The organism is Immundisolibacter sp., assembly GCF_041601295.1.
Classification (GTDB): Bacteria; Pseudomonadota; Gammaproteobacteria; order Immundisolibacterales; family Immundisolibacteraceae; genus Immundisolibacter.
Genome location: NZ_JBFIII010000084.1, coordinates 1 through 13,561, shown reverse-complemented (window position 1 = coordinate 13,561; position 13,561 = coordinate 1). Strand labels below are relative to the sequence as shown.

Genomic DNA, 13,561 nt, shown 5'->3' with positions numbered 1-13,561 from the left:
GGCGTGGCAACCGCAGCCAGCAGGCTGACCAGCACGGTCCAGCGCCTGATCACGCGGGCGCTGCAATGTACTGGTAAAGCCAGGTCTCGGTCAGCGTCTGCTCGCCCAGGCGCACGTAACAGCGCAGCTCCACCGGATCGGTACCTTCGACATATAGATCGAACGAGGCCCGCCAGCGGTCAGTGCCGACTACTTTCAGGACGTGCATCTGATCCACCCGGCCACGCGAGGTGGTAATGACCGGCGTCAGGTCGTAACGCTGTTCCAGTTGCGCCAGGGCGCCGCCTGAAAAATCGATCACAAACTTGACCCCTGCCGCGAGCTGCGCCGCATGGACGGCCGACAGCCCGGCGATGCCGTGACGCCCCTTCCAGGTATTCCGTACACGGCCGAGGTCCGGCACGAAGGGCTCGTCGTCTCCCCAGTGCAAGCGGTAGTCGAAGGTCCAGGCGCTGCCCGCACGCACCGACTCCTTCGGCATCCAGTAAGCGACCAGGTTGTCGTGGATTTCATCGTCGGTGGGAATTTCCACCAGCTGTACCGCGCCTTCCCCCCAGTCGCCCAGCGGCTGCACCCACACCGAAGGCCGACGGTCGTAAAAAGCGCCGTCGTCCTGGTAGTTCTCGAAGTTGCGATCACGCTGCGACAGGCCAAAGCCGCGTGGATTGAAGTCAACGAAGGATGAGGTCTTTACCACCGGCGGGTTCTCAATCACCCGCCACAGGCGCTCGCCAGCACCGGTCCACAGCGCAAGACCGTCCGAGTCGTGAATCTCTGGCCGCCAGTCGGCGCTGCGCCGTCGGTTGTTCTCGCCGTACCAGAACATGCTGGTCAGCGGCGCCACGCCCATGCGCCCGATGTCCTGACGCACGAACAGCTCGGCGTGCACGTCGGTGAGCACGGGCCGGGAACGGCTGCATGTAAAGCGATATACACCGGCCAGGCTTGGTCCATCCAGCAGGGCATGGACGATGATGCCCTCGTCTGCGCTCTGGTCCAGATAAAAGGCAACGAAGTCCGGGAATTCCTCCGGCCGCGGCATGGCTGTATCAATGGCAATGCCGCGTGCGGACAGACCATACTGCCCGTGTACTCCGGCGCTTCTGAAGTAGGACGCGCCCTGAAATGCCAGCCAGTCGGTTTTGGCCGGCGCCGGGTCCATCACGCGAAAGCCGGCAAAACCGCTATGGTCAGCCAGCTTCCCGGCCAGGCCCGGCGTGCCGTAATCGAAAAGATCGGTCGAAAACGGCAGCTCGCGCGCCTGGTCTTTCTCCACCAGATAGATTTGTACCGGTTTGGACGCAAACCGGTGTGGGTGGAACAACTGCACTCCGAAGCGCCCCGCTGGCTTGCCCAACAGCGTTTGGTCCGCCTTGAAGCGAATCTTCTGGATGGTGTCGAAATCAATGCCATAGAGCAGATCGACATCCGGAATGCGGGACGCGATATACGGTACTGCCGCCCGCTGGCGCGCCTGCTCGCGTAGCAGTTCAAAGTTGAAGCGCTGCCGTGGACCGAGTCTTACGCCCGCAAACGCCAGCGGCGAATATGCTCCTGCCAATAACAACGCCCCACCGGCGCCGATTACCTTGAGCAGGTCGCGACGGGTCGGGCGCACGAGCATGTTTCGACTTCTCCAGGAAAAGCGGTATGGCACGAGTGCGGAACGCGGGCGTGGACGCGCCCGCAGGGTACGACAGCCTTGGCGCGCCGAAATTCTACGCTGCTAGGACGCGGCCGCATCCACCGCCTGATGGACGGGCATCCGTCCGCGCGCCGGCTCCGGCGGCATGCGGCAGTCCCGGCATCGCCTGTTAAACTGCCGCGCCCCCGCTTTCTTCAACACGTCCAGAACCTTGCTCCCATGAAGCGCGATATCCCCCTCGACCATCTGCAATTCGCTACCCGTTGCGTTCACGGCGGAGTCTACAAAGACCCTCTGTACAACTCGGTGGTAACGCCTATCTATCCGTCGTCCACGTTCTACTTCGAGGGACCGCGGCAGACCTCGGGCTACGACTACTCCCGCACAAAAAACCCAACCCGCGACGCGCTGGAGGAGAACCTCGCCAGCCTCGAAGGCGGCGCTGGCGCAACCGCCGTCGCAACCGGCATGGCAGCTATCACCACCGTACTGCACCTGCTGCCTGCAGGCGCCCATGTGGTCAGCGGGGCCGATATCTACGGAGGCACCTATCGCCTGTTCGCCAATGTCCTGCCCGCACGCGGACTGCGCTTCTCGATGGTGGACATGGGCGATCCGGCTGCCGTGGCGGCGGCGATCGAGCCCGACACGGCGTTGATCTGGATCGAAACCCCCAGCAATCCGCTGCTGCGCCTGACCGACATCCGTGCAGTGTGCGCGCTGGCGCGCGAGCGTGGCGTACTGACGTGCGCCGACAACACGTTCTTGAGCCCCTATCTGCAACGACCGCTGGAAATGGGGGCCGACCTGGTGGTGCACTCCACCACCAAATATCTGAACGGTCACAGCGACGTGGTCGGCGGCGCCATCGTATCGGGCACCCGCGAGCTGGCGGAAAAAGTCGCCGCCACGGCGAATGCACTTGGCACCACCTGCTCGCCGTTCGATGCCTGGCTGGTACTGCGCGGCGTCAAGACCCTGCCTCTGCGCATGCAGGCACACGAAAAAAATGCCGCCGCGCTGGCGCAGTTGCTGGATGCCCACCCGCTGGTCGAACGCGTCTACTACCCCGGCCTGTCGCAGCACCCCGGACATGAGCTGGCCCGTCGCCAACAACACGGCTTTGGCGCCATGCTGAGTTTCGAGCTCGCCGGCGGCGAAGCGGCCGTGTTTCGCCTGGTGGAACGCCTGAAGTTATATGCCTTCGCGGAATCACTGGGCGGTGTTGAGAGCCTCATTGAACACCCCACCAGCATGAGTCACGCCGCCATGACGCCACAGGCACAAGCCGATGCCGGCATCGGACCCGGCCTGGTACGCGTCTCCGCCGGCATCGAGGACACGCAGGATCTGGTTGACGATATGGCGCAGGCGCTGGCGGCGATCGAATCCGGGGATTGATGGCACGCTTGATGCCAAAATCGGAGGGGTAGCCACCAGTCCCTGGGCAACAGCTTGGTCGTGGCTCGCCGATGACGCTGATATAAACGAACCCGATCCGACACCATGGCGGGCAAAAGTGAAATTGTGCTCACACCAGCCCCCCTGAACCTGAACGATACTGTTGGCGAACCCGAGCTTGTGAGGTATCGCCATGCTGTTCATTACCAACCGCTTCCCGACCCAAAGCATCAAGACCCGCGTCAATCGGGGTTTCGACTTCGACCTAAAGAACAACGCCGCCAGCAACTCGGTTTTTTATTGCCGACGCCTCGGCAAGGACAAGTACGAGGAGATCGGCGGTTTCAACATGATGTCGGAGCTCAAGAGCTCGCCGTATCGCCAGTTGCTCGTTTACATCCACGGCTTCTCTAACCTGCCGGAGGCAGTGTTCGCGGGCGCGGGCGAGTTCCAGGCACTGTGCGACAAGAAAAAACCCAACGAAGTACTGGTGCTGCCCGTGATCTGGCCCTGTGACGACGACCTGGGTATCGTCAAGGACTACTGGGACGACCAGAAGGCCGCCGATGCCAGCGCCTTCTCTCTGGCGCGGGTGCTGGGGCATTTCCTGCGGTGGCGTGAGGACGAGAAACGCAACCCGACCCAAGACCCCTGCCTGAAACGCATCAACATGCTGGCCCATTCCATGGGCAACCGGGTGTTGCGCGAAACGCTGTGGGCCTGGGACAAGTACGATCTGCCCAGCGGCGTGCCATTGTTGTTTCGTAACACCTACCTGGTCGCGGCGGATATCGAGAACGAGTCCATTCACAATGGCCAGACCGGCGAACTGATCAGCCATGCCTCCCGTAACGTGGTGGTGTATTACGCCTCGGACGATATGGCGCTGCGTTCAAGCAAAGTGGCGAATCTTAAGAACAAGATCGCCTCGCGCCGCCTGGGCCACACCGGCCCGGAGGACATGAACCGGACACCCGCCAACGTGTATGCGGTGGATTGCGACGACGTGAATACCGCTTACGACACCCCCAAGGGGCACTCCTATTTCCGTTCCGGAAAAAAGAAAGGCGAGCCCGGAAAAGTGTTCGACCACATCTGGGGCACGCTGATGACCGGCCGCGTATTCCCGGACGACGAGTTCCGCCGCACGAGCATCATTCGAAGTTAGACGGCAGGCGCCCGTCCTCCCAAAGACACCGCAACGAAACCTGTCGATTTCCCGCCCCGGTCCGGAGTCGATCGGTCCGGCCGCATGGCATTAACTTGCCCTGGGGAAGCGCTGAATAAATCAGCGGCTCCCTACGGCGGGCTCGCTTCGGGCACCGCACGCGCCGGCAACGCAGCCGGATCCCCGCGAAAAACCGGCGTCTTCGCGAACAACGCCTTGCGCAGGTATTTGAACTTCAGGATCGATGCGGGGGGGTCGACCAGGTTCAGAACCTTTGCGAATGCGACCGCAAACTCCGCGTCATAGCCCGACAGCGCAAAGAATTTTGCGTTCAGCCATTTGCTCAGCGCAAAGCCGCGCGGGCGCTGGCCGTCGGTTTGCGGATAACGAAAATCCTCCACCGTCACGCCGTTCCAGGCCGCGTCCACAAACTTGACTGCGCCCTTGAAAAACGTCAGCGCGAAGTCGTCGGGCATGGCACCCGACGACGCGCAGCGGCCCAGACATTCATCAAGGTATTCGGCCTCCTTGGCCGCCACTGTCATCCCCTGGCCGTAGACGGGGTTGAAGCTGCACATCGCGTCACCGAGCACGACGAGCCCGCGCGGAAACCGGCGCAGCCGTTCGTAGTGCTGTCGCAAGTAGGCCGAGTAGCGATACGCCGCCACGTCACTTGTGGGTTGCAGGTTTTTGACCTCTTCGTACAAAACCGGGTGCGGATGGGACTTCAGGAATTCCAGAAAGCCGGCCCAGTCCGTTGGTGGATCGTCCTTGTGATAGCCCGTGGCAGTGACCAGGTAGCGACCGCCCTCGACGCGGAACAGGCCGCCGCCGCGGGTATCTTCCGGGATGCTCTTTTGGATGGCATACATAAAATTCCAGTCCGGATTCCGACCCGCTGGCTCCTGCGCCTCGAAGGTGACGTAGCCCACGTTGATGCCAATGGTGGTGCTTTGCGGTGCGCCGTAGCCCATTTGTTCCAGCCACTTCGGCGTCTTGGACGCGCGGCCGCTGACATCCGCCACCAGGTCGGCGGCGATGGTTTCACCGTCCTTGTCCAGACTCACGCCGGTGATGGTCTTGCCTGTGGTATCCGTGAGGAAGCCGCTCACCCGCGTCGCGGCACGCAACTGCACATTGGGCAGTGCCAGGGTATGGTGGCGCACCACGGTCTCCAGCAGCGGGCGCGACATCACGTAGCTGTTGATTCCGCTGGGCTTTCGCGGCCACCAACGCCCGCTCATGTAATTCGCGTTGTCGGCCAAAAAATCGACGTACCGGGCGCCTGCGCCAAGCAGGTCTTCGTGGATGCCGGGGAAATACTTGCGCACCACCGCCGAGCCGCCGGCGAGCAGCAGGTGAATGTGACTGCCCTGCGGCACCGCCTTGCGCGGAACGGCCTGTTCCGGGGGCGTGTCCGCATCCAAGATCGTGACCTGCGCGTAGTAATCCGACAGCACGCGGGCCGTGAGCAGGCCGCCGATGCTGGCGCCGATGACCACGGCGTGCTGGCCGAGCCGCGTGGCGGCGCGTTGTTGTTGCGTCATGAAAACCGTGCTCCCTGTCTAAGGAAGCGCTGAATAGATCCGCCCTGGATTTCTCAGCGCCCGCCATCAGAAAAGCGTGGTTTTCCGATGGCTCCGTTTTCGACCAATGTCGGCGTTAAACCGATGGCCCGGTTCGTCCAGCCGACCCTAACATGCACCGTACTGGCAATCCAAACCTGTTGTAAGCATTTCCCAGGGTTTGATGCCGGCAAACGCTTGGGGACACAGGCGTTACCACCTATCAGTGCATATAGACGCCATCCGCTCCCATGGCGACTGATGAAGGGATTTCCCTTCGTGCTACCCCGACGGCACGCTCGGTACAGCTACTACACCGGCGTCGACCAAGCGCGCGATTTCGCCGCTGGACAAACCAAGGATGTCTCCCAGCACGTACTCGGTGTCGGCGCCCAGCAGGGGCGCCGGGCTGGCCGGCAGGCGCGGCATGGCGGAAAAATCCAGCGGCGTGCCGGGCATGCGGTAGCAGCCTATTCCAGGCTGCTCCACCTCGCTGAACAGCGGGTTATCCGGTGTGCATTCGGGGTCGGTTTGCACCAGGTCACGAAAATTCTGATACGGCCCCCAACACACGCCCGCAGCGTCAAAGATGGCAGACAGGTCCGCATAATCGCGCGCTGCAATCCACGGGCCCAGCAGCGCCGCAATGGCATCGCGTCCCCGGTAACGATCGCCTTCCTGCGCAAAATCCAGTCTCGCTGAACGGGCGGCGGCGGCCAACTCATCCACCAGGCCGGTGGCCCTGCCGATGGCCTGCCATTGCCGGGGCGTGAGGCCGACCACCATCACCCGCCGGCCGTCGGCGGTCGGGAAATCCCGCCCGAATGCGCCATAAAGGTCATTACCGGCGCGCTCGCGATCGCCGCTGTTGATCTGCACCTCGGCGATATATCCCAGATGTCCGGCCACCGCGAGCGCCACGTCCAGAAGTGCCAACTTGATGAGTTGTCCCTGTCCGCTGCGCCTGCGGTGCCGCTCGGCGGCCAGAATGCCAGTGGCGGCCATCTGCCCGGTGATCAGATCCCAGGCCGGCAACACATGGTTGACCGGACCTTGCGTGTCCGGTGGCCCGGTGACGAGGGGAAAGCCCACGCGCGGGTTCACCGTGTAATCCACCGCACTACCACCGTCACGGCTGCCTAGCACATTCAGCATGATCAGGTCGGCGCGGCGGGCGGCGAGCACCTCGTAACTCAGCCACCCATGCGCCGGAAAATTGGTGAGGAAGATGCCGGCATCCTCGCCCGGCGCGGTGACGAGCGCGGTCAGCAGCTCGCGCCCCTCGGGGTGGCGCAGGTCCACGGCGATGGAGCGTTTGCCTTTGTTGAGTCCCGCCCAGAACAGGCTGTCACCGTTCGCAGTGACGGGCCACCGCCGGTAGTCGAGCCCGCCGCCGATCGGATCGAAACGAATGACTTCGGCACCCAGTTGCGCCAGGGTCATGCCACCGAGCGGCGCAGCAACAAAAGCCGAGCCCTCCACCACCCGCATACCGGCAAGGATGCCGGCGCTCATGCACGCATCTTCACGATGACAAGGCGACCAGCCGCCAGTCGAGCACCTGAGCCTCGCTGCCGGGCTCCGGACTGGCCGGCCCGCGCTCGGCGTACAGCCGCACGACGAGATCCACCAGGGCCCCCGCGCCCGACGTAGGGTGCGCTGCATGCACATCGACTTCGCAGCGCAGCACATCGCCTTCGAACACCGGCGCGGTGTGGTCACAGGCATGCCAGCCAAGGATGGTGACCAGGTCCGGCAGTGCCCGAACGAGCTGGGCGGCGGCCATGGCGATAGTGTGGCCCCCGTAAACGAGGCGCTGGCCATAGACACTCTTGGCCGCGTCGGTATGGGCGCGCGCCATGTTCAGTGTGAGCCGCACCAGCTCCGGCGCGCTGGTGATGGTGTCGCGCGCCGCCACCTGATAGCGCGCACCCGGCCGCGGAGTGGTGGCACCGGGCACGGCAGCGCGAAAAGCGGCCAGGTCATAGTGAGCGGCGGCCGTGGCCAGGGCAGCCCCGTCCAGCGCTTGCGGGAACAACTCAAGCGGGTCCGCGAAGCCAGTATTGGCACCCGCATCGCGGCAGGGAATCATCGGCGCACGCCAGAAATGCAAGATCGTCTCGGCACGCTGGTTGATGACTTCCATTTCCAGCACCGCGATGCCGGTCGCGGGCCTGCCTTCCTGATGGCGGTTCTGGCGCAGCGCCGCAACGCGCGTATGGGTGCGCAGGGTGTCGCCAATGCGCACCGGCGAGCGCAGCAAAAGACCCCGATAGAACAGGTTGGCGCGCACCTCCTGCGTTGCATACGTGGTCTGCCCGGTGACCAGGTTACACACCAGCGCCGGGTGCGCGGCCATTGCCTCGCCACCGATCACCGCCTGGCTCAGGGGGGCGCTCAAGGGCAAGCGCAGCCGGTCACCGAACAGCGCCGTGTGCCAGGCGGCATGGCCGGTGGTCAGCGTCACCTCTGGTGGGTCCGGCAGGTTCTGTCCGACGTGCAGTTCGTCGAAATATGGCCCTTCGACCAGTTCCATCGTGTCGTCCTTGTCGTGTGTGATTCCGGCGTTCGGGGAGCCGCGCATCAACCGACCAGCCCGGCCCGCCGCGCACGCTCCAGGACTCGCGCCTGCACCGCCGCCACCGGTGCGTCCACCATCTCGCCGTCGACCGCGATCACGCCGAGGCCGTCCCGTTGCGCCTGGGCCCAGGCATCGACCACGGACCGTGCTCGTACAACTGCTTCGGGCGCCGGCGTATAGATGGAATTGGCGATGGCCACTTGCGCCGGGTGGATGCACAGCTTTCCGTCGTAACCCAGGTCCCGCCCCAGGACCGCGTCAGCCCGAAAGGCTTCCTCGTCGCGCACGTCGAGACACACGCAGTCGAGCGCGGCCAAGCCGCGCGCGCGCGCCGCCAGCACCACCTGACAGCGCGCGTGATAGGCAAGCCCAATGTCCGAACGCAACTGTGCCAGACCCGCTGCGCGACAAAAGTCAGCATGCCCGAATGCAAGCCCAAGAAGCCGCCCGCCGCCGTCACCCAAAGCGCTCAGGTCCAGCACTCCGGCGGGAGTCTCGATCAGCGCAATGAGCTTCACCGGCGCAGATCCGAGCAACTCCACCACAGCCTTGAGTTGCGCGGCCTGCTCGCATTTAGGCAGAACGATGCCGTCCGCCCCGGCCTGCGCCACGGCCTCGACATCATCGGCGCCCCAGGCTGTATCCAACCCATTTACCCGCACCAGCCGCAGCCCGGCGCTGGCTCCCGCCAGTGCCTCGCATACCTGGCGACGGGCGAGATCCTTATGCGTCGGGGCGACGGCGTCTTCGAGATCGAAAATCAAAGCATCGGCTGCGGCCTGCGCCGCGCGTTCCAACTTGCGCAGGTCCGCACCAGGCACGAACAGCGCGGACCGGCACAGCAGGTCAGCCAAAGGGCCAAGGAGCATCGTGAATATCCGACAGTTGCGGGTAAGTCCGGGGAAGCCAAGAGCTTAACGTAGCAAACGGTCGGCGAAGACGCGTAGATCATCGCCACGCGGTACTGAATGTTCGCCGTGGCACATCGGGCCGGCGGCCGCCAGGACACGTTAATACCCGTGCCCGCGCATCGGCACAGCGAATTTTCTCTTTCACCACCATGGGCTGCTGAACCCTTATAGTTCCATCGCGACAGCGCCCAGGCGCGGTCAGTCAACCAGGGCGAATACAGGCCACCGAAGTCGCCTACAAAAAACAATCCAGGAGGGGACATGACCGACCAGGACGAGGTGCTGGGCAGCGCCGTGCGTCGACAAATCAGCCTGCGGCTGATCCCGTTGTTGATCGTGATCTACGTGCTGGCGCACCTGGACCGGGTCAACGTGAGCTTTGCCGCGCTGACCATGAACGCAGACCTCGGGTTCTCGAACACGGTCTATGGCTTGGGCGCCGGTCTTTTTTTCTTTGGCTATTTCCTGTTCGAGGTGCCGGCCAACCTGATCCTGGAGCGTATCGGCGCCCGTCGACTGATCGGCAGCATCATGTTGCTGTGGGGCGCCTTATCCGCCGCCATGGCGCTGGTCACCTCCCCGGCCGATTTTTACGTGATGCGGTTTGCGCTGGGTGTGGCCGAGTCGGGACTGTACCCGGGCATCATCCTGTACCTGACCTACTGGTTCCGTGATCGCGACCGAGCCACCGCCATTGGCCAGTTCTCGCTGGCCCTGGCCGTCGCCGGGCTACTGGGCAGTCCGCTTTCCGGGGCCATCATGGATGGCATGGGGGGCATGCTGGGCCTCGCCAGTTGGCAGTGGCTGTTCATCGTCGAGGGCCTGCCGACGGTCGCGCTCGGTCTGCTGGTACTGATGGTGTTGCCGGATCGGCCAGCGCAGGCACATTGGCTGACCCAGGCACAGCGAGACTGGCTGGAGAGCGCGCTGGCCGCAGAACGGACTGCACCGGCCACGGTTGCCCACGGCATGCTGCGCAAGATATTGCACCCCACAGTGCTGGCCCTGGCGCTCACCTACTTCCTGTTTCTCGGCGCCTTCACCGGCGTGATCTTCTGGAGCCCCAAACTGTTACAAGCTCTGGATCCGACCCTGAGTGCCACGGCCGTGGGCTGGCTGGTGGGCGTGCCCTATCTGCTGTTTGGCGCCGCACTTATCGGGTGGGGTCGACACTCTGACCGCACCGGTGAACGCCACTGGCATATCTCAATCGGCGCTCTGGGCACCGCCGGCGGGTACATATTGATGGCTTACGCCGACGGTATACCGATGGTATTCGTCGGCATGCTGCTCGCGCTGCTGGGTGCTGGCGCCGCGTTCAGCTGCTTCTGGGGGCTGGTGACCGGCGCGCTTGGCCCGGCAATGGCGGCGGTAGGCATCGCCGTGGTCAATTCAGCTGGCGCGCTCGGCAGCTTTGTGACGGTTTCCGCGCTGGGCAAATTGCTTGAACTCACCAACAGCTATCGGCCAGGCATCTTGCTCCTGAGCGGCGCTGCCATACTGGCAGCGATCCTGGTACAGCGGGTGCCAAGACGGGCAAGGTAACCCGCGACCGGCCCCCGTACCGCTTGCCGTAGCGTACCGGTGAATTCCTCAGCCCTTATCGGCCGTCACATGGTGACGCACGGTCAGTACCGGGCACGGGGCATCACGTACCACCCGCTCGGCCGTGCTGCCCAGCAGAAAATGCTTCAGCCCGGAGAAGCCATGTGTCCCGATGACAATAAGGTCGGCGCTCTCACTCTTGGCAGTGGCAACAATTTCGGCGTCAGCCACACCATTTCGCACCAGGCAACGCGCGGAAAGATCGCTCAGATGCTGCACGCGGAGCTTTTCGAGTTCGCTCATCGCCCGCTCGGCCAGATCGGCGTCAAGGTTGATCACCACGCCAAGCTCGGCCGGATAAGCCACCGGCTCGATTACGTACAACAGCACCAACTCGGCCCCGCTTGGATCGGCAAAGCGACGAGCGTACTGCACCGCCTGCAGCGAAGGATCGGAGAAATCGAGCGGAACCAGAACCTTGCGAATGGCTAGCGAAGCGTTGTTCATGGCGACAACTCCTGACGGACGGTTAAGATAACGGCCATGGTAGCAAGCCGCTATTGCCAAGCGTAGGCCCGGGCTTGATTACAATCCACAAACGATTGAACTTGTTATAGAGTTTCATTCCGTCTGGGCCCCGTGCGCGGCTCACCCACCCAGCCAAGAGCCCTATTACCGTGGTCCGTTCCGAACTCATCGACCGCTTAGCCCAGGAAATCGAGGGGCTGTCACCCAAGGATATGGAACTGGCGGTCAAGTTGCTGCAGGAACAAATGATCGACTCACTGGCTCACGGTGGACGAATCGAGATCCGCGGCTTTGGCAGTTTCAGTCTGCATCATCGGCGTGCCAAGCTGGCGCGTAACCCCAAAACCGGCGAGGCCGTGCCGCTAGGCGAGCGCTACGTGGTGCACTTCAAGCCTGGCAGGGAACTGCGCCAGCTGGTTGATAATGGCGAAGGCCCTGCGGCCACCGCCGACGACGCTGACTAGCCCCTGGTCAAACGTCTATACCCCGCTTACCGAGGAGAAACCCGAATGGATTACCAGTACAACAAAGTTGCCAACTACGCCGACATGGGTAACGGCAACACTCTCCATTACCACGACATTGGCCAGGGCGAACCGGTCATATTCCTGCATGGCGGCGGCCAGGGAGCTGGTGGCTGGACCAATTGGCAGCACAATCTGCAAGTATTCGCCGATGCCGGTTACCGGGCCATCGCTCCCGATGCCCTCGGTTACGGCCTGTCGTCCAAGCCAGCCGACGGCAATTTCGACTTCGAGACCCTGATGGAGTGCCTGATCAAGCTGTTCGATCACCTTAAGCTGGATAAGGTGACACTGGTCGGCAACTCGATGGGTGGCGCCATGTCCATCCGCTTCTCGCAGGATTTTTTGCCGAGGGTTAAGAAGCTCGTCGTGATGGGTCCCGGCGGCATCGGTCCAATGGAACGCTACCTCGCCATGCCCGCCATTCAGATGCTCAAGGCCCTGGGCCAGGAGGAAGGCGGTTTCAGCAAGGACAAGCTGCGCCGCTTTCTGGAATTCATGGCCTATTCTGCCGCCGACGTAACCGACCAACTGGTCGACGAACGCTACGAAGTGGCCGTCACCCAGCCGCCACGGGTGTTCCAGACCCTGTCCATCGGTGATCTGCGCCCGCGTTTGAACATCCTTAAAAACCTGCCGACCATGGTGCTGTGGGGTCGCGACGACCGCGCCTGCCCGGTCGAATCCGGCATGGAAATCATGCAGGAGTGCGATAACGCGCGGATGATCGTATTTTCCCAGTGCGGCCACTGGGTGCAGTACGAGAAGGCCAAACTGTTCAACAAACTGTGCCTGGACTTCCTCAAGGAATGATCGCCGCCGCGCGTGTCCGGCAACGCGCCGGGCACGCGCTGCCTTTTACGTTTACGCGCGGCGCTTGTCACGAAAGAACGCGCTCAGCAGCTCGCCACAGGATTCAGCCAGCACACCGCCCCGAACCTCAGCCCGGTGGTTAAGCCGGACATCGTTGAGGATCTGAAACAATGACCCCGCCGCACCGGCACGGGGGTCGTAGGCACCAAACACCACACGCTGCACCCGGGCCTGTACCAGAGCGCCGGCGCACATGGCGCATGGCTCAAGGGTGACGTACAGCGTGCTGCCGGGCAGACGGTAGTTCCCCTCGGCGGCTGCCGCGGCCCGTAAGGCGGCGATTTCGGCATGCGCGGTAGGGTCGCTAAGACCGACCGGTTGGTTATAACCCTCGCCCAGCACCGCGCCAGCGCGTACCAGCACGGCCCCTACAGGCACCTCGCCCATCGCCTGTGCCTGCAAGGCAAGTACCAGCGCGCGCGCCATCCACTGCGCGTCAACCTCGCTCGGGTCAGCGGGGATTTTCGTAGAAGACATAGGGCGTGGAGTAATCACTGATCTCGAAGTACACCCGCTTCTCACCACTGTCGCTAAGACCATTGAGGTTCTCGTCGAGCACCCCATACCCAAAACGGTATGGCCGCGGCAGACCGTCCTTGGTGCCCGACGCGGTAGTCAGCTTGTCGATGGCCAAAAAACGCCGCACCAGGGTGTTGCCGGCATACACCTCCAACACCCCGTCGGTGCCGGTCCAGTTTTGCACCGCACGACCGATTTCATTCTGCGTCTCCTGCGTACAGGCGACGAGCCCAAAAGCGAGTGCGCCTAAAACAGCTTTACGGAACATAAGTCGGTCCTCTAAGTCGGTCAAGCCAAGGGC

13 protein-coding genes are annotated in these 13,561 nt (G+C 63.2%); 5 read left to right on the top strand and 8 right to left on the bottom strand.

Annotated features, from left to right (window positions below):
* Positions 1 to 49: 49 nt before the first annotated feature.
* Positions 50 to 1,624 (bottom strand): glucan biosynthesis protein, encoded by a 1,575-nt coding sequence (locus ABZF37_RS11060; RefSeq protein ID WP_372719863.1) that lies wholly within the window; start codon positions 1,622 to 1,624, stop codon positions 50 to 52.
* Positions 1,625 to 1,864: 240 nt separating this feature from the next.
* On the opposite strand from ABZF37_RS11060, the gene ABZF37_RS11055 reads away from it, so the two are divergent.
* Together ABZF37_RS11055 and ABZF37_RS11050 are read left to right on the top strand one after the other, a co-directional pair.
* Positions 1,865 to 3,046 carry a PLP-dependent aspartate aminotransferase family protein gene (locus ABZF37_RS11055; protein ID WP_372719861.1) on the top strand — a complete coding sequence of 394 codons (1,182 nt, stop codon included), beginning with the start codon at positions 1,865 to 1,867 and terminating at the stop codon, positions 3,044 to 3,046.
* A 193-nt stretch (positions 3,047 to 3,239) separates the two neighbouring features.
* The gene (locus tag ABZF37_RS11050) at positions 3,240 to 4,214 is read left to right on the top strand and encodes an alpha/beta hydrolase (protein WP_372719859.1); all 975 of its coding nucleotides are present in this window, start codon (positions 3,240 to 3,242) and stop codon (positions 4,212 to 4,214) included.
* A 131-nt stretch (positions 4,215 to 4,345) separates the two neighbouring features.
* Here the strand turns inward: ABZF37_RS11050 and ABZF37_RS11045 are convergent, their stop codons facing one another.
* The 4 genes from ABZF37_RS11045 to ABZF37_RS11030 all read right to left on the bottom strand — a co-directional run bounded on the left by ABZF37_RS11045 (position 4,346) and on the right by ABZF37_RS11030 (position 9,229).
* Positions 4,346 to 5,761, bottom strand: a complete 1,416-nt coding sequence (locus tag ABZF37_RS11045; RefSeq protein WP_372719857.1) for an FAD-dependent oxidoreductase — start codon at positions 5,759 to 5,761, stop codon at positions 4,346 to 4,348.
* Between the two features lie 300 nt (positions 5,762 to 6,061).
* Entirely contained in the window at positions 6,062 to 7,294 is a 1,233-nt protein-coding gene (locus ABZF37_RS11040; RefSeq protein ID WP_372719855.1) for a CoA transferase, read from the bottom strand.
* 10 nt (positions 7,295 to 7,304) lie between these two features.
* Positions 7,305 to 8,315: a MaoC family dehydratase gene (locus ABZF37_RS11035; RefSeq protein ID WP_372719853.1), complete on the bottom strand. Its 1,011-nt coding sequence runs from the start codon at positions 8,313 to 8,315 to the stop codon at positions 7,305 to 7,307.
* Between the two features lie 47 nt (positions 8,316 to 8,362).
* On the bottom strand, positions 8,363 to 9,229 hold the full coding sequence (locus ABZF37_RS11030) for a CoA ester lyase (protein WP_372719851.1): 867 nt from the start codon (positions 9,227 to 9,229) through the stop codon (positions 8,363 to 8,365).
* A gap of 303 nt (positions 9,230 to 9,532) precedes the next feature.
* On the opposite strand from ABZF37_RS11030, the gene ABZF37_RS11025 reads away from it, so the two are divergent.
* The gene (locus tag ABZF37_RS11025) at positions 9,533 to 10,816 is read left to right on the top strand and encodes an MFS transporter (RefSeq protein ID WP_372719849.1); all 1,284 of its coding nucleotides are present in this window, start codon (positions 9,533 to 9,535) and stop codon (positions 10,814 to 10,816) included.
* Between the two features lie 48 nt (positions 10,817 to 10,864).
* Here ABZF37_RS11025 and ABZF37_RS11020 read toward each other — a convergent pair whose 3' ends face one another.
* A complete protein-coding gene (locus ABZF37_RS11020; RefSeq protein ID WP_372719847.1) occupies positions 10,865 to 11,323 on the bottom strand; it encodes a universal stress protein in 459 nt (152 codons plus the stop codon).
* 170 nt (positions 11,324 to 11,493) lie between these two features.
* Between ABZF37_RS11020 and ABZF37_RS11015 the strand changes: the two genes are divergently transcribed.
* Positions 11,494 to 11,808: an integration host factor subunit beta gene (locus ABZF37_RS11015; protein WP_372719845.1), complete on the top strand. Its 315-nt coding sequence runs from the start codon at positions 11,494 to 11,496 to the stop codon at positions 11,806 to 11,808.
* Between the two features lie 45 nt (positions 11,809 to 11,853).
* Positions 11,854 to 12,681: an alpha/beta fold hydrolase gene (locus tag ABZF37_RS11010; protein ID WP_372719843.1), complete on the top strand. Its 828-nt coding sequence runs from the start codon at positions 11,854 to 11,856 to the stop codon at positions 12,679 to 12,681.
* 51 nt (positions 12,682 to 12,732) lie between these two features.
* On the opposite strand, the gene tadA is transcribed toward ABZF37_RS11010, so the two are convergent.
* Both tadA and ABZF37_RS11000 read right to left on the bottom strand, forming a co-directional pair.
* Positions 12,733 to 13,218 carry a tRNA adenosine(34) deaminase TadA gene (gene tadA / locus ABZF37_RS11005; RefSeq protein WP_372719841.1) on the bottom strand — a complete coding sequence of 162 codons (486 nt, stop codon included), beginning with the start codon at positions 13,216 to 13,218 and terminating at the stop codon, positions 12,733 to 12,735.
* The gene (locus ABZF37_RS11000) at positions 13,193 to 13,528 is read right to left on the bottom strand and encodes a hypothetical protein (RefSeq protein ID WP_372719865.1); all 336 of its coding nucleotides are present in this window, start codon (positions 13,526 to 13,528) and stop codon (positions 13,193 to 13,195) included. The genes tadA and ABZF37_RS11000 overlap by 26 nt, the downstream gene beginning before the upstream one ends.
* Between the last annotated feature and the right edge of the window lie 33 nt (positions 13,529 to 13,561).

Coding starts and splice junctions, on each gene's coding strand:
- ABZF37_RS11020 (WP_372719847.1), bottom strand. CDS start 11,323: ATGAACAACGCTTCGCTAGCCATTCGCAAGGTTCTGGTTCCGCTCGAT.
- tadA (WP_372719841.1), bottom strand. CDS start 13,218: ATGTCTTCTACGAAAATCCCCGCTGACCCGAGCGAGGTTGACGCGCAG.
- ABZF37_RS11050 (WP_372719859.1), top strand. CDS start 3,240: ATGCTGTTCATTACCAACCGCTTCCCGACCCAAAGCATCAAGACCCGC.
- ABZF37_RS11060 (WP_372719863.1), bottom strand. CDS start 1,624: ATGCTCGTGCGCCCGACCCGTCGCGACCTGCTCAAGGTAATCGGCGCC.
- ABZF37_RS11055 (WP_372719861.1), top strand. CDS start 1,865: ATGAAGCGCGATATCCCCCTCGACCATCTGCAATTCGCTACCCGTTGC.
- ABZF37_RS11000 (WP_372719865.1), bottom strand. CDS start 13,528: ATGTTCCGTAAAGCTGTTTTAGGCGCACTCGCTTTTGGGCTCGTCGCC.
- ABZF37_RS11035 (WP_372719853.1), bottom strand. CDS start 8,315: ATGGAACTGGTCGAAGGGCCATATTTCGACGAACTGCACGTCGGACAG.
- ABZF37_RS11030 (WP_372719851.1), bottom strand. CDS start 9,229: ATGCTCCTTGGCCCTTTGGCTGACCTGCTGTGCCGGTCCGCGCTGTTC.
- ABZF37_RS11010 (WP_372719843.1), top strand. CDS start 11,854: ATGGATTACCAGTACAACAAAGTTGCCAACTACGCCGACATGGGTAAC.
- ABZF37_RS11045 (WP_372719857.1), bottom strand. CDS start 5,761: ATGACGCAACAACAACGCGCCGCCACGCGGCTCGGCCAGCACGCCGTG.
- ABZF37_RS11025 (WP_372719849.1), top strand. CDS start 9,533: ATGACCGACCAGGACGAGGTGCTGGGCAGCGCCGTGCGTCGACAAATC.
- ABZF37_RS11040 (WP_372719855.1), bottom strand. CDS start 7,294: ATGAGCGCCGGCATCCTTGCCGGTATGCGGGTGGTGGAGGGCTCGGCT.